Consider the following 19,373-nt stretch of genomic DNA (forward strand, 5'->3'; position numbering starts at 1 on the left):
TGACCTTACGTTGCTTATCAATTACAGTTTATGGCATTGCAACTAGCACATACAATGCCATAAAGATATTTTCTAAATTATAATGCCTAAAAGTAATTGTATGTCACTGAAATACCATATGTTGCAGGGTCTGCTGGGTTTTCTTTAGTACTCTCAATAAATTGCCCCAACTTATTACTGTACTCCGTATCAGTAATGTTCTTGCCCCACAGAGTAAATTTCCAATTTTCATCTGGTGTGGTATACGAAATATTGGCGTTGTAAACGTTGTACGCACCTTGAGTTTCTAAGTTAGCGATGGGGGCGCGATTAAAATGCTGGCTAGCCGTAAAACCGTAAGACGCATAGAAAGTAACAGTCCCATCATTTTCAAGGGTATGAGTATAGGTAGAACCTAAATTAAACTTATGTTTAGGAGCATTGGGTAATACTTGCCCGCTACGATCGTCATTAGCATTGATAACGAATTCATCAAAAGTTGCTCTTAAAAACCCATATCCAAAATTCAACTCCCAATCATCTGTCAGTAACGCCACCCCATCTAGTTCAAGCCCCTTTGAGGTCGCACTGGCAGCATTCACGACTGCTAGACCACCTGCAGGAACAATGATCAAGCGCTGCATATCGTCAAAATTACTTTGAAACAATGCGGTATTGACTCTCAACCTGTCATCAAACCATTGAGATTTAAGACCGAGTTCATAGTTAATAGCGGTCTCTTCATCAAAAGGCCTTTCTGCTTTACCAATACCTTCTGCAGTTAGGTTATTACTGTTTACTTTTCCGTCAAATCCGCCAGATTTGAATCCTTTAGAAACGTTAAAGTATGTCAATAAATCATCAGATGGGGTCCATTCAATGACGAAGCGTGGCGTGAAACCACTAAATGATTTATTGGCTTTAGCAGTATAAGCCTCAGATAAAGGAAAGGTTAACTGTGCGTCAGGCAAGTTCTCCGCACCAGGGACATATTGATCAAGTAATGTTTCGTTGTATGTCGCCTCAATATAATTTTCTTTCTCTTCTTGCGTATATCGTGCACCCACTCGAATCTTTACACTATCTGTTAGATCGTAACTACCATCCCAGAAAAAAGCTAAACCAGTGGTATCATTTGTGTTATCCCAACAAGGACGAGATTTGCCAGCAGCCCCGCCTCCTATGAAAACGGGTTGTGTGCCGTTGACATAAACTTCTTCACACTCAATACGATTAATTTCCTCTTTAATGAAAAAGACTCCTGACACCCAAGCTAAATCAGTATCGGTGTTAGAGGTAAAGCGAAACTCTTGTGTGATTTGAGTGGAACTTTCGCTGTTATCAAATATGTCCGCAAGGCCAGGTATTTTTTGCGTGCCAGTGCGATTACCATTGTCGACATTTAATTGCTCTGCAGTAAATGACTCAACTGTTGCCAGCGAGTTTTTTCGAATAGCACTAACAGACGTGATTAGGCCGCTGTCTATTTCAGTTTCCGCTTTTAGTGAAAAGCCATATATCTTCGAATCTACGCTTTGAGGAATACCATGGGACGAAGTAAACCTGTCATTATCGGTCGCTGCTAGGCTACCTAACCCTCTCTCGCTGATAATTTGGCCGTTGTTTTTATCCCTAGAATAATCAGCGGTAAATAATGTCGTGAAATCACCATTATCAAAATAGAGTTGTCCCCGAACACTTTTAGAATCACGGTCAGCTAATTCTTGTCCTGATGCAGTATCATATCCAAGACCATCGCGTTGATTAGTTGAAACCGTTAATTTACCGGCTAACTCATCTGTTAATCCGCCATTTATATAGGCTTGTACTGTTCTTAGGCCCTCGCTACCAACTCCCCCCTTTATTTTCATTTCTAAGTCTTCTGTCGGCTTCTTGGTGTTAATGCTGATAGCTCCACCAACTACATTTTTACCAAAAAGCGTGCCTTGCGGGCCTCGTAAAACAGAGATTGACTCCAAATCAAATAATTCAAAAATAGAAGAACTTGAACGCGAAATGTATACATCATCAACAAAGGTATTGACCGCGTTATCCAAACCAGCTCGCACGACACCTGATGTACCAATTCCGCGAATGGTAAATTCTGGGCGGCCACTTCCCGTAGTAGAAAAGCTAAAATTCGGCGTTACCGCAGCAATATCACCTATATCGGTTAACTGATTTTTTTCGATCGCTTCTGCTGAGAAAGCGGTCATTGACATTGGAACTTCCTGTAAGTTTTCGACTCGCTTCTGGGCAGTGATATTAATGACTTCAATACCTTTTCTTTCTTGCTCCTCTTCAGCGGCGACGAGATGTGTTGACGCCCCCAATGCACTAGCGAAAAGTACCATGTTTATTGACTGCGCTAAGAATGATGTTCGAGTGTGTGTCATGACTTTCCCTTATTGAATTATTATATAAATTTGGTTAATCGTTGCTTAAAGTGGTTTAAATATTATTCGAACACGTTGACTAAATCAGAGTAGCTTCCAACGGTATTTTGTGACTTGAATACACGTTCTTCTTCTATTAATGGTGTACTGCATTGAAAAGATTTGTATTAAATTATTGAAACTATTTGCTAGGGGTATCCCCAAAAAAAGTTTCAAAAAAATGATGTAGATATACTATCAATTGATTACAGCTACTATGAGAATCAATGAAAACCTGTCACAAAAGTCAGGTTTGTTATATAAAAAGCTAACACTAGTGTCAAGATATTTTCTGCTCAGACTTTTTACGTTCAAAAATACTTGTGATTTAAATTCAAGGATAGTAGTTACAGAACGCGACAGATTATTACTGCCTGACGTCGCTACTTTTGAGACCATGGCGGTAATAACTTGAAAACTAAGTTGCGAAATACTCCGCAGCTCCCTCAAAACTAAGTCGTAATGACTTTCTGAGATCAGACCTGATCACGAGAGCTTGACCACCCGTATTTACTTTTTTCGTACGATATTAGAGTTGTCATGACGATTCGTATATATTCCTCCATATGCGCAAAGCGCTTACAAGCCAGCGGTCTGTGTCTACGCTAAATGGCTATTATGCGAAACGATGACGTTTTCATGTAAACTTGAGTATTGACTTATAAGTTAATCCTGTGAATTACGAATAGTGCTATGAACGTCAATGATACTGATGAGATTTATACCAAAGCGTATATAATTCAACGTCTAATGAAGAACAAAGGTAATTATGAAATCGGCAACCGATAACACTTACAAAAAGGGGCAAATCCGCAGAGATAATATAGAGCAAATCATTAAAGCTGCAGCCAATGAGTTCAGTAACAAGGGATACGACGGGACAAGCATGAAGTCTATCGCAAAATCTGCAGGAATGACGCGCCCTAAAGTTCATTACTATTTCAATGATAAAGAAGAAGTTTACCAATCAACATTGCAATATATATCCGAAAAGTGGGCTGATGCCACCACAGTAATAAACTTCGACGCAGACCCTTTCAACACACTACAAAAATATATACATCAACAAGTGAGATTGGCATTTCATTGCCCTGAATTCTCTAAAATTGCGGTATTAGATAACATCACGAATAAATCCAACGCATTTTTTAGTCACAATAAGGAAGCCAAAGAGCAGATCGACTCACTCGTTTCGGCCATCGAACATTGGATCGAAAAAGGGTTAATACGTGACACGAATCCTATACGGCTATTGTTTGCTATCTGGTCGATGACGTCTTGGTATTCGGTTAACAAAGAGCAGGCTCTTTACTTTGAAAATCGCACTAAATTTCAAGAGTCAGATATAGAACTTATCAGCATGGATATAAGTAATCTAATATTGCCAAGCCTAGTGGTAACGTAAGATTAAAAATTTCCTGCGCAGTTAAATAAACCCAAATTACACCATCGAAGTATCTTTCTCCCTTATCTTGTATGCCCATCTGCTGCAGGTTGAAAGTTAATCGGACCAAAAAGTTGACACTAGTGACAGAAAAAAGTAAATTCAAATTCGCTCGTTATCGTTAACCACCTTTGTTCATATCGCTAGCTTATAACAGCCTAGAAAAGGCTTTTAGAGCACTGACTTAAGCAGCTTTACGTTTTAAGCAAATATACAATTATATTCATGCTGTTCCGTCGTAAATAAATCGCCTTCGCTGCACATTACTTACGCATGATTTTCGATAACAAATTTGCACCAATTTATCCGGTATGGGTCATTACACGTCAAAACTTGTATGCATCGAACCTGAAAAAAACTTCTTGAATTAGCACTTCAGATAAATTTTATAACTTTTAATGGGAGATAAAGATGAAAAAAATAGCCGTGACCATTTCATTCTTATTGTTGGGTTTATTAGGTTCACAACAAATTGTCGCAGCAACATTAGAAAAATCAGATATAACTAAAGTTGTTATGTTAGGTACTGGGACGCCACACCCATCCCCTCAACGCTCAGGGCCTAGCGTAGCAATTGTGGTCAATGATACGCCTTACCTCGTGGATTTTGGCCCAGGGGTTGTTCGTCGGGCCGCATCTATGTCGCCAGTATATGGTGGACCTATAGACGGGCTAAAGATAACTAAACTGAATCGTGCATTTTTAACCCACATGCACTCAGATCACACCGCTGGGCTTGCAGATTTGGTATTGACCCCTTGGGCTATGGGAAGAAAGTCTCCCTTAGAGATCTATGGTCCTGAGGGAGTTGTAGACATGTCTAAAAACCTTTTGAAAGCCTATGACCAGGATATCAAATATCGCCTTTATGGTTTGCAGCCTGCAAATAATCAAGGATGGCGAGTCAATGCGCACGCAGTTAAAGAGGGTGTCGTGTATAAAGACGAAAACGTCACCGTTGAAGCCTTTCCAGTCAAACATGGCTCGTGGCCCGATGCCTTTGGGTATAGGTTTACAACACCCGACAGGGTCATTGTTGTTTCAGGTGATAAAGCTCCGGATGGTAACAGCATAAAATACAGTAAAAATGCAGATATTTTAATCCATGAAGTTTACTCAGATGAGGGAAAGAAGAGCTTATCCAAATTTTGGCAAAATTATCATAGCAACAACCATACTTCAGGTATTGAACTTGGCAAAATAGCTCAAGAATCCAACGTCAAAAAGTTAGTTCTTTATCATATATTATTCATGGGAGATGATGCCGAGAACATCGCAAATGAGGTGCGCTCATCTTTTACTGGCGAAGTCATCATCGCAAACGATAGAGATATCTATTAGGTATGGCAAGATTACCTTCTTCTTCCTAAAAAACATCAGTAATGGGTTGTCATGTTTTCAAATCGACTAAAACGGAGATGAGATATGATGGCAACCCCCCTCGATTTCGAAGCCGTATCGAAGAGATAACAATTAAATAAATCGGTTTCAGTTCTTTGGTTGTATTCAACAAAGTTCAGCGTGCCCCCCGAATACCTGTCGCGAATTAGAAAACCTAAAGTGATACTTTCAGCCAACGCTCAATGCTGCTAGAACAGCAAAAAATTTTTACCAAATCCATTTAACAATTGACCACTCAGAATACGTCCAGCGGGTTTAGAACACAGCGTCGTTGTAAAGTAATGGTTGTTCACTTTCAAATAACAAAAACGCAATGCTAAATTCGCTGAAGCATTCCCTTTGGGCGACTAATTATTTAATGGAATGGGTATTAAACGGCTTGCTTGTGCCCTTCCTCCAGAGCAAATCTTTCGCAAGACAGATGCCTATTTATCACTAATGAAAGACTCGCGAGATGTTTATTATCCCTTACACCTTGCCGTTCTACTGAGTGTGTAATGCAATTAAATCGAGCATTGCCTGAATAATTTAGAACAAACGTAATATCTGTAATTGGTTTTGCCTTGAAAAAATTTACCCAGGTAAGTATTTGGAGTTACCTTTCTAAAAAGTTGACACGAGAGTCAACTTTACATATATTTATTTTTTCATTGCTCAGTTAAATAGTGTTGTAAGCACCATATTTACGCTTTGAGGCAATTACCAAGTAGCTACTTCAAGTTCATTACTCGGGCTGATTTCCAGAGTAATTATGAGAATAGATTTTAATAACATGAATGAAGAATATGCCCATATTTGAATCAATATACGTTAATCCATCCCGTCGTGATTTGTTGAAAAAGCTAGTAGCGTTAGGCGTGACTTCCCTTGCCGTTTCGCCATTAGCATATTCACGTAGCTTAGCTAACTCTGAAAGTAGAATAATATACCGTGACGACCCAGATTATGATGATTGGCGGCGCTCCATGTTATGGAAGTCAAACGCTCCAGATCGATATCCTGACGTCATTATCCAAGCTAAATCCGAGCAGGAAATTACTCAAGCACTGAAGTTTGCTCAAAAGAACGATTTACAAGTTGTATGCCGTACAAGTGGTCATAATGCTTCTTCCTCTGTATTACGTAATGGGGGAATGTTATTAGACATATCCGCTTTAAATGAACTAACAGTAGATGCCCAACATAAATTCGCTTACGTACAGCCTAGCGTTAAAATGATCCACTTAAATGAAGAACTGAGAAAGCATGGATTAGACTTCCCCACTGCTAGCTGCCAAACAGTGTCATTGGGGGGTTACCTTCTTGGCGGAGGGATAGGTGCAAATACCAGATACTGGGCTAAAGGCCCTGCATGCTATTCCATAATAAGTGCAGATGTCATTTTAGCCGATGGTAAGAAGATCACCGCGAGTAAAGAGCAAAATGAGGATATTTATTGGGCGATTAGAGGAATTGGTCCGGGTTTTTTTGGCATAGTCACGCGCTTTAAGCTTCAGGTATTTCCAAGCATTAAAGCCATACTTAAAAACACTTACTCATATCCGATTGATCAATTACCCAAAGTAATTAAATCATTAGATAGATTCTCAAAACAGCACACTCAAGACGAGCGCGTCTCAGTGGGGATATCTGTGCACAATCACCCTAGTATTGCGGGAGAAATGATAGTCAAATTAGGCGTAACAGCCTTCATTGACAATGCACAAGATCCTACAGCAACCGCTAAGGCATTACTTGCCCCTTATGCTAAAAGTACATTTGCAGGGGATGCGTTTGATAAATCTGAAAACGTACATGTTCAGATTGAAAAGATGAAATTTAGCACCAATCCCGCTGACCGCTCAAACCAAGACAATTTCACGACCGACAATGCCCACGCATTCGTCGCTATTGCAAAACTGTTTAAAGATCGACCTACCCCTGGTTTTTTGATTTTAGATTTGTCCTACAACAGTTTTAATCATGAGCGACTCAAAGATGCCAGCTACTCAGCTTTAGGCAAACACAAAATTTCGGCAATTATGCATTGGAAAAACGCAGCAGATGATCCTGTAGCAACAAAATGGTTTGCTCGTTTCAATGCACTAATGCAGCCCTATGCTAATAGCCATTATATAAATGAAGTTAATCATGAGTTCCCTGAACGAGTTAAAAATAGTTTCACTTCAGAGAAGTGGGAGTACATATCGATGTTACGTAATAAGTACGACCCTAATAAACGCTTCCATACGTACTTAGCATATTAAAATAACTCAATAAATTTGACACTTTAAGGACTGATTCATGAATAAAATAGTTAAGTTTTCTGTACTAAATTTAGCCTTACTATACGCATTAATAGGTGTTAGTAGCGCAGCACAAAAAAGTCCAGATATTACAAAAGGCAAAGCTAAATCAGCAGCCTGCGCTGCATGTCACGGAGCACGCGGTGTTAGCACCAACTCTTTATGGCCTCACCTAGCTGGGCAAAATAAAGACTACCTCGTCAAGCAACTACATGATTTTAAAACCGGTAAACGTAGCGACCCGGTGATGTCAGGCATGGCTAAACCACTTTCAAATGAAGATATCAATAACCTAGCCGCTTACTTTTCTAGCCTAAATTAATCAAAAGTATCTTTTCCACACAATTCTTCGGAATTAAAAATTAAAATTTAAGGATAATTTAATGAAAAAAACCATTTTACTTATGTTTACGACACTAGCCATTTTCAGTCATCACAGCCTTGCAGATAGTCCTAGAGCACAAGTGCTGACAGAAGATCAATTATCGGGGAATATCTTCGAAGGACTTCCAACAAAAGAGTTCTATGGAAATCAAGCTCAGATGCAGCAAGTATTTAGAACAGCAGATGGCAAGCTCGCTTTCGGTGCATTTAGTTGGACAGTAAAATCTGCCAAAACCGCTGTCATAAAGTTTGATGATTACCCAATAGACGAAACCATGTATTTTATCGAAGGCGGAATGAAAATCATTGATACTGATGGCAACGTAACGGAAGCTGGACCGGGGGAGTTCTTGTTTATCCCTAAAGGATGGTCTGGAACACATTACACACAAAACATGAAAAAAATATCTATTCGCTACGGTGATAAAGTCGCTGCAGAAGTACAAAAATAAGCCTCAGATAAGCGTTTTCATGGCTCTATTTTAGTAGCAAATTATTTTTAAGAGTCTGATTGTTGAGGGAGACTATCGTCCTAATCAGCGAGCGTCTTTATTATCAGTAACATATTTACGCTGAGCTGCTGAATACAAGCCAGTTATATAACTGGCTACTTTCTTACTTATGTAATTTCAATCTGCATAATTTGGTGAATACTTATTCCCAATTTATTTATCTTTTCCCTGGGCCAAATAAAGCTGAGGGCCGCATAATTTAAATCACCTACTTAATCATTTTCACCCGATTATCTAACGTAGCCTCATTACGTTCATGGATAAGTCATGCATAGCGCTAATGAGCTTTAAACTGTGTGAAGATTAAAAACTCACCTTCACAATATCGTGAGATTTAGGCGTTTTCAGTTTCACCTTAAATTAGCTTAAACACATATGAGTATTCACATGTAATGATTAACTAACGTTCAAAAATCAAAGCTATCGATATTGCGCCGAAAAAGGTAGTCATGATGATCTCACTCCACCTTTTTCAACGTGAATGCGCCACGAATATCCCCCACAGTGAAACCCAGTGCTTCATCATAAGGGTACAACGCATCAATTTTCTCTTTCACACTGGGCGCTACGCTGTTGCCATGACAATTTAAACACAGCCCACTGGTTGGAATGGCTTTCATATAGCGAAAAACCGTTTTCCCTTTTTCCTGTATCGTTGAAAAGGTATCGATATTGGCTACCGGCTCGCCAGCTTCTTTACGTTGCTCAAAGCGTTGTAGATTGGCTAACTCCCAGTTGTCAGGACTATTGAGTACATTGCGGGGTTTTAACGAGGTACGTTGAACCTTCCAGCCTGACTGCGCTGCAAGCCGAGATGAGATAGCAGGGGCTTCAATATGACACGCATCCAGCGCATTAATTAATCCGCCCTGTTCAATGGCGGCAGACAGCGTGCTTTTGAGCGTTTCACTGAATTCTTTAATCAGTAAACGCGCTTCTTTTACCTCACTCTCTCGATCCGATGCCTCAGCGTTAACGGTGCTTGCGTTAACAGTGAACGCACTGAGGCAAATCGGCAACGCAAGGATAAAGGTAGGGATAAACTTGATTAATGTCGTCATGTGATTTCCTTTTACTATGAGCCAAAGCTTAATATCATGTTCGCGAAGCGTCGTGACCGGATTGTGGCGTGACCGGATAATGGTGTAACCGGTAAATAGCGTGACCGGACAATAGACTGACAGCCCATAAATACTCTTATGAGATGAACGCACCCATAGAGCTTAGTTAAAAATATCTCTTCCCATTTGATTTAGAACAATTTGTTTGTGCCTGTACAGTCTCATGAGCTTTGCTACTGTAAATAATGTTTACTGGCCCAAAAACCGAAACCAAATACGTTCACCCACTTCATCATACTCACGCACTTTGTTTCTAAATCGCCGACGAAGTGTCACATCAATGAGCGGTGCAGGAAGCAGCGGATCAAATACAAGTTGCTGCAGTGCGTTGTCACCCACTAAATAAGACTCTTTAGCTGCCTCATCTAATGCTAGTGTGGTCAGACGATTCAAAGAATCCTCTAGCTCCTGTAAGCCTTGACGATAGCCGGCTTCAAGGGCGTTCGCATCCCACAGGGTTTTCGCTTTTTGTTGCAAGTCTGATACAAAGTCGCTGGCGCGAAATACAGGAGCAGTGGGCTCTAATCCGAGATCCAGTAGCCTCGAACGCACAGAATCAGGCCCTTGCGCAAAATTACTTGGCCGTACATACAGATCGTTTATAAGCTGCTGCATGCCCATCATGTGCAATGCTCGCTGGCGTATTCGCAAAGCACTGCGATTGGTTTTTCCTAAACCGTTGGTTGTGGCTACAACCCAATCACCTTGCCAATCACATAAGCTGGATTCTGCTTCTCGCCACGCGTTGACGTGTGCGGCTAACTGCTGACCTTTCAAACCAAGCTGATAATCGCCTCGCTCGACGATTTTTAGTAAATGATTAGACACTAACCTAGTGAGAGTGACGCGAATATTGTTTTCAGAAATACCAAACAACGCTCCCACCCGAACTGCATTAGCGGCATTCATTTTTACGTTGCCCCTAGAGCCAATTAAATTCAGTAAAAGTGATCTAGGCCTGGTTTTTATTGGCTTTGTGGGTTTCGATTGAGGCAACATAAATGCACAGCACTCTGATTATTCTGGATACAAGTAAATTCAAGGTTTAGTTAATAATTTAAGCTTTCACTTCTATGTAAAAGCCGATCAAAACGGATGACTAAACGCCGACGAGTGAGCGCACAGGTTAATACGCAATCGGCTCGAAAACAATTTTACTCTTCGAAATGAATCGCTTGTGAGTGATTCTAAGATACAGTCATAAATGCCCATTAACATTCGGAAAAACATATGTATTTAGCCCACCATAAACGAGATCAAACAAACATTACAATTATTGACACATTAAAACAATATATGTAATTTTGTATTATTCTCATACACTGGAAAGCGCTATGTCAGATTTTGATCTCTATGCGACTCACACGGTTGAAAACCAGCCTCAGGTACTTTCACCTTATAATCTTTGGTCTGCTGATCGAATGTTGATGCATGCGGTGCAGCAGAACCACAGTGACTTACCTACAAGTACATTATCGGATTTTGGCAATATTGCCGGTGACCAGCTCATGAATGCTGGCGAGTTAGCCAATAAAAACAAACCACAATTTCAGCCATTCGATGGCTATGGGCGCAGAATTGACAACGTTGAGTTTCACCCGGCTTATCACGAATTAATGGGCGAGGCGATGGCTGCCCAAGTACATGCTTATTCATGGAAAAACGAATCTACATCAGGTTCACATGTGATTAGGGCTGCTTTGCTATTTATGCACAGCCAAGCGGATGCGGGGACTACTTGCCCACTGACCATGACACATGCAGGTGTGGCTGCCCTTAAAAATGCGCCGGATTTGCCACGCTACTGGACAGATAAAGTCATCAGTGGCGAATATGACCCTCGCTCAATACCAGCAAGTCAAAAGCGTGGTATCACCTTGGGCATGGGTATGACAGAAAAACAAGGCGGCTCTGATGTACGGCGTAATACCACTCGCGCAGACATTCAAGCTGACGGAAGCTACCGAATCACTGGGCATAAGTTTTTCTTTTCGGCGCCCATGTGCGATGCCCACCTAATTTTAGCGCAGAGTACAAAAGGCTTAAGTTGCTTTCTGCTACCTCGCATTTTAGAAGACGGCTCGCTAAATCACGTCAGAATTCAGCGTTTAAAGGACAAATTAGGGGATTGGAGTAATGCTTCCTCAGAGGTCGAGTTTCAAGGTGCCACTGCCTATCTAGTAGGGGAAGAAGGCCGAGGCGTGCCCGTTATTATTGATATGGTATCCCTTACTCGCCTCGACTGCATGATTGGCTCAACGTCTTTAATGCGCCAAGCATTAGTGCAAGCGCTGCATCATACTCAGCACCGAGAGGCCTTTGGCGCAAAACTTATAGACCAACCATTGATGAAAAACGTACTGGCGGATTTGACCTTAGAAGTCGCCGCCAGTTTAGCCTTAACCATGCGCGTTGCTCGCGCCGTTGATTTGGCTAACACCAATCAGCACGAGGCGCACCTTTCACGCATTGCCACTGCCATTGGAAAATATTGGATCTGCAAACGTACTCCCGCCTTTGTAAATGAAGCGCAAGAATGTTTAGGCGGTATTGGCTATGTGGAAGAAAACATTCTGCCGCGTTTATATCGCCAAGCGCCGTTGAACTCGATATGGGAGGGCAGCGCCAATGTACAATGTCTCGATGTGCTTCGGGCGCTACGCAAAGAGCCTGAGGCCATTAATGCGCTGTTTGCAGAGTTGCAAAGGGCCGCGGGCAAAAATAACGCTTATGATTGCCATCTCAAAACCCTTAAAGCAGCCTTCGATGATCAAGACACCCTTGAAATACGCAGTCGTTTGGTGGTGGAACAAATGGCACTTGCACTGCAAGGTGCCTTGCTTTTAACTGCGAATGACAAAGACATGGCTGAGGCATTTTGCTCAGCGCGATTGGACAAACAGCAGGGACTAGCATTCGGTACGCTTCCCGCTAGCGTGCCTTTTGATGAAATCATACAGCGGGGCATTCTCGAAAATTAAACGGTTATATTTGACGACCACATACCGAGAAATGGCGGCGGTTTTCAGCACGACGAGGTCACTTTCCCCAGTTGAAAGTTGCTGTGAGGGCAAACGCCGTCCGCTCATTTCCTAACTACGTTTGTTGTAACTTATCTTTGCCAACCAACGAAGTTCATTCGTTAGCAAATCCTGTTGTCACCCTACCCGCTACCCTGCTAGCATAGCGCCAATTTGTGACAACAGCGCTTGTCCGCACGTTGTTTACACCCATTCATTAAGGAGCGATTTTGAACAAAAGTATCCTAACCAATGTAGTTGCCCTGTTGTTACTTATTCTGGGTTTGGTGTTAGAAAATCTGATTATTACTACTGTCGGTATCTTTGCTTTGTCTGGTGCAATCACCAATTGGCTGGCGATACACATGTTGTTTGAAAAAGTGCCGCTTTTATACGGCTCAGGTGTTATTCCGTCACGTTTTGAAGAGTTTAAAGCAGGAATACGAGAACTGATGATGACGCAGTTTTTCACTGAGCAAAACATTGCGCGCTTCCTAAACAGTGATAATCAGCAACTTAAGATTGATTTAGCCCCAGTGTTAGAAAAGGTCGATTTAGAGCCTACGTTTGACTCATTGGTCGAAGTTATTAATGCGTCTTCATTTGGCAGTATGCTAGGTATGTTCGGTGGCGCAGAAGCCCTTACTCCGCTGAAACAACCCTTTGTGGAGAAAATGAAAACCTCCCTGATTGAAATAAGCCAAGATGAGCGCTTTCTGGAAACGTTAAGCAATCAGTTTGAACAGCCAAATGTGATGCATGACGTGCAACAGAAAATTGAATCGATTGTTGAGCAGCGCTTAGATGAACTTACCCCTAAAATGGTCAAAAATATTATTCAAGCCATGATCAAGAAACATTTAGGTTGGTTGGTTGTATGGGGTGGTGTTTTTGGTGGCCTTATCGGTTTAGTAACGATTTTAGTCGCTTCATAACGCCTAACTCGGTTTTCCAAGGCCGCAAACAGAGAACCTAACAGCTTTGCGGCTTTCCTAAACCGTAGCCTTGGCCATAATCAATACCTATATCCTGCAGAACCCGACATATCTCATCATTCTCAACAAATTCTGCAACGGTTTTCATTCCCATCATTTTAGCAATGTTATGCACTGATTCCACAATAGCGCGATCTGTTGGTTGATTATGGATATCCTTCACTAAGCTTCCGTCAATTTTCAAATAGTCGACCGGTATCTGCTTCAAATAACCGAAAGATGAAGTGCCACTTCCAAAATCATCTAAGGCAAATTTAACCCCTATGGCTTTAAGCTCATGGATAAAGTCCAAAGCTTGGCCGATCCGCGAAATAACGGCAGTCTCTGTAATCTCAAAACAAATATTTTGTGGCGCTATTCTCGATGTCTTGATTAAGTTGATAACCTGACGGCTAAAGTCATCGTTACTCACACTCACGCCCGATAAATTGATCGACACCGTCACGTTACCTTCAGGGAAATAGGTCGCATAATTCGCCAAAGTCGTTTTAACGACCCAGCTATCGATTAAGCTGATAACGCCGTGCTTTTCAGCAACCGGAATGAATACTCCGGGAGATACAAACTGCCCATTTTCATTATGATATCGAATAAGAATTTCATAGTGCAATATGTGTTGATTTGTATTTTTCAGGCCAACAATGGGCTGTTTCACCAAGCTAAAGCGGCCCAGCTTAAGATCATGAGATATATTTGCTATATACCCTATATGCGCTTGATCTCTTAGCATATCAGTGCACCCTGCCTCGGCAAAAAACAAACGACCACGGCCTAATTCTTTTGCTTTATCGCGAGATAACCCCGCCTTGCTCAATAGCTCGACATCACTTAAGTCCCGCTCTAAAGTGACCATACCGATACTAATTCCGATATTAATTTGCCGCCCCCCCCAATAAAAGGCGTGCTCAGACACACTTTGAATCAGGTTTTTGCACAAACTTGTAGATTCTTCCAACGACCTATCCACTAATAGCAGTGCAAATTCGTCTCCCCCCAAACGCCCTAACGTGTCGTTAGAATTAACTAGGTGACTCAACACCTCGGCAACCTCTGTTAATACGCCATCGCCAATTTGGTGTCCTAAACTATCATTCACTAATTTAAAGTTATCAACATCAATACAACATAAATAAGAAGGCGCTACATTGTTGTTTTTTTCTGCGAAATATCGCTTAAGCAAACTTACGAAATGACGGCGATTCACTAAGCCAGTAAGTGCGTCGTAATTAGCTTGATAGCTCACCATTTGTGATAAATCATGTTCCTTGGTGATGTCTTTTAAAATACCCCGATAACCTAGGAACTTGTTTTCAAATTCCATTATGGGCTTGGCATTAATGAGCAAAACAAGTTGCTCACCTGTATGCTTTTTCGCTTTAAGAATGAAGTTACTCAATGACTCTTTTCGACTGATCCTCTGTTTATAACGCACGGTGGGGAAATCAGTAATATCAATGTTTTTAAGGATTTCTAAATGAGGGAGCCCAATTAATTCTTCAGGTTTGTAATCAAACAAAGAGGCAACATCGCCACTGAGGTGAGTATAATTAAGGTCAGAATCACACTCCCAGAATATGCTTGCGCCCGCGTCGGCAAGATCTCTGTATCTAGAGGCATTTAACTCTGTTTCCCTCTTCACCAGAGCGTTTCGCCTGATAACAGCCACGAGTAGTAAAATGATCACTAGGGCGACAAAAAACGCACTCACCACGCCCCACACAATTAACTTGTATTGCTCATAAAAAGACAGTTGCTCATTACGCAAAATACTGCCTTGTGGTAATTCAGAGCGCGCAAATTGATAACGCTCTAGTAGTTGAGCATCGAATATCCAAAGGTTCTCCGCTTTTACAATTTTGGGGATATCAGACACCGGGGTACCAGATAAAATACGAGCAACCATTTTTGCTGCCTGCTGAGCGTGAACAAATCCATCTAAATAACGAACCCCTAATATTCCATGATCAATCGTAATAGATGCGATGGAATAATAGGGGTTAGCGCTGTTTTCCGTGAGTAAATCAGCGCTTTCAATCCAACCTGCATACGCTTGCAAGTGTGGATAAAACAACTGACCAACAACCAAGATAGGCGTGTCGGTAGCAAACGGCTCGAAGGCCTCTTTGACACTTTCGGCGTGTACATCCGTTAAAACATGTAACTTCGTAAACTCGGAATACCTTTTTACTTTACTTAAGTTCGCTGTACCTGAACGAGTACTATCGGTAAGAACAATTAACTCATCGCTTTTACTTTGAAGACGGATTAATCGCAGTAACCCTTCAATATCACGATATTCGTACACCCCAGTTAACCATGATGTATAGGTGTTTTTTTCTAGATGTTTATTCACGCCAACAAAAACAACCGGCACATCGTGAAAATGTAAATCGTGTGTTGCGAGTATAAACTGCAGCGCGTCGTCGTCTGTAGTGACGATTGCGCTAAATTGGGTAGTCTGATATTTATTTGCTAGGTAATCTAAAAACACGTCCTTAAAAAACAGTGTCGGAAAGCGCTTTGCATCAAGGTGTTCGTGTAATATCCGTACTCCAGGAGCATTTAAAACACCCGTTTCGAGACCTTCGGTTAAGGCTTTGGTCCATTCATGCTGCTCATCGTAAGAATGAATAACTAACACGTTCATTTCTTGTTCTTGACCATAACAAGCTGAACCAAAAAACCAACTCCATAGAACAAGACGTAAAACTCGACAGAATTGCATTACATACATGTTCGTCGTTCCCTCAATAAAACTACGCTGATAACGCCCCTTAATTACTCAATGGTCCACGTGTCTCAGTAAATAAATTTAAAATATGAGCTATTATAGTGAAAAACACTGGCCCACGGGCTAGCCATTAGTCTAAATAAGCGAGTGCTTTTTAGCCAAACGGGTAAGAATTGACTCGTTTCGTTCAACGTTTTTACATCCTCACATCTTTTTAAATAAAACCTTAAAACACACTTGAAAATGATTCTCATTTAGATTAAATTAATCCTGCCTGTTTGATACTGAGTTTCACTGGTCCTGGCTTGGTGTCACATTTGTGGCAGATATTTCAAAATGAAATATCTGCCATTTTCTCTTATCTCCTTTCTAAAAAGTGTCAATAGGGCACTAATTACAAATATTTGAGCTGCAAATATTGAAATTTAGTCATCCGAGGAGTACGGTGCAGAGTGTGGTATTTAGTGGCAAATGAATTGCCCATACCTGCCTCAAGAAGCACTTAAACGGATGACATGGAATGAAGTATCTTGCTAGTGGTAAAATGGCTAATGTCGTTTTTTGGTTAACCTTCGTGGTGGGTAGTGCCATCGGACTATTGCTGTTCAATCAAGGGGTATCGTCTTACCGTACCCAAGAGCTGAACCATGCTCAACAGCACTTACAGCAATTTGTCGCCCGATATGATGTGGCCCTGCAACAAACCGTTGAACGCAGTAATAAATTGGCTGATGCGGTACATCTCAATAGCCCCTTAAAAACAGCCCAACTAAGTCAATTTATTCATTTGGTTTATCCCAAAGCCAATGATGTCGCGGAAATTTACCTGTTTAGCAATAATGCTGCCCTGCCGCGCTTTCACTATTCTCCCGATACCGGACTCAGTCAGCTCGTTGACGAATTAGCTCCCTATATTCAACCTTACCTTAAGGCCGCAGGTAAACTGGGGACAACCCAAATTTCGCCTATCATCAACGCACATAATTCAGCGGTTAAAGCACCAATTATTGTTGTGGTAAATCCTATCGCTGAAGAAGAGACAGCTCAAACAGCAGCAACTTTTTTGATCACCGTTCACCAAGTGGCATCCCTGACAGGTGCGCTGCCTAAAGAAGCGGGTCGTGAAAACTTCGCCTATATTTTGGCCGATCACGAGCAAAACTACTATGTGTTCCCTGATAACAAAATGTTCGACAGTACGCCTAGTATTGATGCAAAACGTACTGACATTCCAGACTTAAATGTACCGCTTAATATACTTGGCAATCAGTGGCAGCTCTGGGTATATCCGCCAACACAACATGTTAAACCGATTGATTTTATTTATTACGTGTATTTGACTTTATCTATCGTCGGTAGCTTTATGGCCGGTTTTTTATTGCGCTATGCATTACAACAACACAGGGGACTTTACCTACATCTCCTGCGACAATCACGGGAAGTAAAACGCGTTACTCATTCCCTAAAAGACACTGAAATAGCGTTAGCAGCCAGTGAAAAAACGGCAGCCTGGGCAGTCAGCGGTCGAACGCAATTCATGAACACATTGAGCCATCAAATCCGCACTCCTGTAAATGGTATTTTAGGTATGACCGATTTGTGCATGCAAACTGAGTTAAGCCTAAAGCAACAAGACTACCTACGTAAAATTACTGCTTCGGCTGAACATCTTAATTCAGTATTGGGGGATTTATCTGATTTCGCGTTGTTGGAATCTGGCGAACTACAACTTGCTGAACAGCCGTTCTCATTGCATGAAATTGTAGATAGTTTGTACGCCATGTTGTCTAAAGAGGCACAAGATAAAGGGTTAGTGTTTAATATTACGTTGCCCCACACCGTGCACTGCGATCTCATTGGAGATCGCAGACGATTAAGCGAAATTATGCTGAATCTATGCGCTAATGCTATTGAGCAAACTAGCAGTGGCCATATTCATTTAGTCATCAGCACAGACAACCAACAAACAGACCAAGACTCACTCACACATGAGAGTGACTATACGTTAAACATCATGGTTACTGATACAGGGGCTGGCATTAGTCAAGAAGATATCAACCAACTCTTTAGCCAGGGTCAACCGTTAAAGCAGAATCACAATGCTGGTGGCAGACTAGGCTTAACCATAAGCCAACGATTGTGCCAGTTGATGGGCGGTGAAATTGTTGTATCGAGTCAGCTTGGCATCGGCAGCTGTTTTACTGCCAGCGTTAAGTTGAAGCTCAATAACCTGATCATTACCTCACCAGAAGAAGTCATGCAGCTATCGACGCCGCAACGCATCGTCGTCATCGATGACAACCCTATTTCTTTAACCATGTTAGAACATGCACTCACTACGATGGGCGCCGAAGTAGCGACCTTTCAATTTGCCAGTGATGCGCTTGAGGCCTTAATAGAGAATGAGCAACCTGACATTATTTTACTTGATTGGGTGATGCCACAAATAGGCGGCTTAGCATTTCTATCTCGACTACAACAATCAAAAGTACAGATCACCAGCCGAATACTGGTCTTAACCGCCTACGATGCAAAAAGTATTTCGCGCATGACACAGCAATTTGCAGTTGAGCGTATTTTGAGTAAACCCTGTCGTAATGAAGAGCTGTTTCACATCATTGAAAAGACGGAAATGATAGCGAGCGATGAAGACGAGAGCCCATTAGATGGATTAACCGTGCTAGTCGCCGAAGACAATATGATTAACCAAGAGATCATTAGTGAACTTCTGCAACAGGAAGGGGCTGAAGTGCTTCTTTCGAACGATGGTCAACACTGCATAGATGAGCTCAAACGCGCAGAAAAAGTGGATATTGTATTGATGGATATCAACATGCCCGTCATGAACGGCCTTGCTGCGTTAAAAGTGATCCGCGGGGAATTAGGCATGGCCGATTTACCGATTGTTGCTCTTACGGCCAATATATTCGAGCAAGATAAACAACAGTACATACATGCTGGAATGAACGAACATCTAGGTAAGCCTTACGACCGAGACCAAATTGTTCAGTGTATTTTGCGTCTTACTCAAAAAGCATAGTTAATTTATTGAATCGAGTATTATTC

Annotated in this window: 12 protein-coding genes; 8 read left to right on the plus strand and 4 right to left on the minus strand. The window is 41.6% G+C overall.

Annotated elements, in window-relative coordinates:
- Positions 1–86: 86 nt before the first annotated feature.
- Positions 87–2,375, minus strand: coding sequence for a TonB-dependent receptor (locus PATL_RS19975; RefSeq protein WP_011576611.1), 2,289 nt, complete (start codon positions 2,373–2,375; stop codon positions 87–89).
- Between the two features lie 808 nt (positions 2,376–3,183).
- Between PATL_RS19975 and PATL_RS19980 the strand changes: the two genes are divergently transcribed.
- The 5 genes from PATL_RS19980 (at position 3,184) to PATL_RS22265 (ending at position 8,380) form a co-directional block, all read left to right on the plus strand.
- Complete coding sequence (locus PATL_RS19980; protein ID WP_011576612.1) at positions 3,184–3,819, plus strand: TetR/AcrR family transcriptional regulator; 636 nt, start codon at positions 3,184–3,186, stop codon at positions 3,817–3,819.
- A gap of 450 nt (positions 3,820–4,269) precedes the next feature.
- A complete protein-coding gene (locus tag PATL_RS19985; RefSeq protein ID WP_011576613.1) occupies positions 4,270–5,199 on the plus strand; it encodes an MBL fold metallo-hydrolase in 930 nt (309 codons plus the stop codon).
- An 845-nt stretch (positions 5,200–6,044) separates the two neighbouring features.
- Entirely contained in the window at positions 6,045–7,505 is a 1,461-nt protein-coding gene (locus tag PATL_RS22260; protein ID WP_198136253.1) for an FAD-binding oxidoreductase, read from the plus strand.
- 37 nt (positions 7,506–7,542) lie between these two features.
- Positions 7,543–7,866 (plus strand): c-type cytochrome, encoded by a 324-nt coding sequence (locus PATL_RS19995; RefSeq protein WP_011576615.1) that lies wholly within the window; start codon positions 7,543–7,545, stop codon positions 7,864–7,866.
- 61 nt (positions 7,867–7,927) lie between these two features.
- Entirely contained in the window at positions 7,928–8,380 is a 453-nt protein-coding gene (locus PATL_RS22265) for a cupin domain-containing protein (RefSeq protein WP_011576616.1), read from the plus strand.
- Between the two features lie 518 nt (positions 8,381–8,898).
- Here PATL_RS22265 and PATL_RS20005 read toward each other — a convergent pair.
- Together PATL_RS20005 and PATL_RS20010 are read right to left on the minus strand one after the other, a co-directional pair.
- Positions 8,899–9,501, minus strand: a complete 603-nt coding sequence (locus tag PATL_RS20005; protein WP_011576617.1) for a Tll0287-like domain-containing protein — start codon at positions 9,499–9,501, stop codon at positions 8,899–8,901.
- 249 nt (positions 9,502–9,750) lie between these two features.
- On the minus strand, positions 9,751–10,470 hold the full coding sequence (locus PATL_RS20010) for a PaaX family transcriptional regulator C-terminal domain-containing protein (protein WP_011576618.1): 720 nt from the start codon (positions 10,468–10,470) through the stop codon (positions 9,751–9,753).
- Between the two features lie 425 nt (positions 10,471–10,895).
- Between PATL_RS20010 and PATL_RS20015 the strand changes: the two genes are divergently transcribed.
- On the plus strand, positions 10,896–12,542 hold the full coding sequence (locus tag PATL_RS20015) for an isovaleryl-CoA dehydrogenase (RefSeq protein WP_011576619.1): 1,647 nt from the start codon (positions 10,896–10,898) through the stop codon (positions 12,540–12,542).
- Between the two features lie 269 nt (positions 12,543–12,811).
- Entirely contained in the window at positions 12,812–13,516 is a 705-nt protein-coding gene (locus PATL_RS20020; RefSeq protein WP_011576620.1) for a DUF445 domain-containing protein, read from the plus strand.
- 37 nt (positions 13,517–13,553) lie between these two features.
- Here PATL_RS20020 and PATL_RS22270 read toward each other — a convergent pair whose 3' ends face one another.
- Positions 13,554–16,223 carry an EAL domain-containing protein gene (locus PATL_RS22270; RefSeq protein ID WP_049765918.1) on the minus strand — a complete coding sequence of 890 codons (2,670 nt, stop codon included), beginning with the start codon at positions 16,221–16,223 and terminating at the stop codon, positions 13,554–13,556.
- 604 nt (positions 16,224–16,827) lie between these two features.
- Here PATL_RS22270 and PATL_RS20030 point away from each other — a divergent pair.
- Positions 16,828–19,347: a response regulator gene (locus tag PATL_RS20030; protein WP_011576622.1), complete on the plus strand. Its 2,520-nt coding sequence runs from the start codon at positions 16,828–16,830 to the stop codon at positions 19,345–19,347.
- Positions 19,348–19,373: the final 26 nt, after the last annotated feature.

Source organism: Paraglaciecola sp. T6c (assembly GCF_000014225.1).
In the GTDB taxonomy this organism is placed as follows: domain Bacteria; phylum Pseudomonadota; class Gammaproteobacteria; order Enterobacterales; family Alteromonadaceae; genus Paraglaciecola; species Paraglaciecola atlantica_A.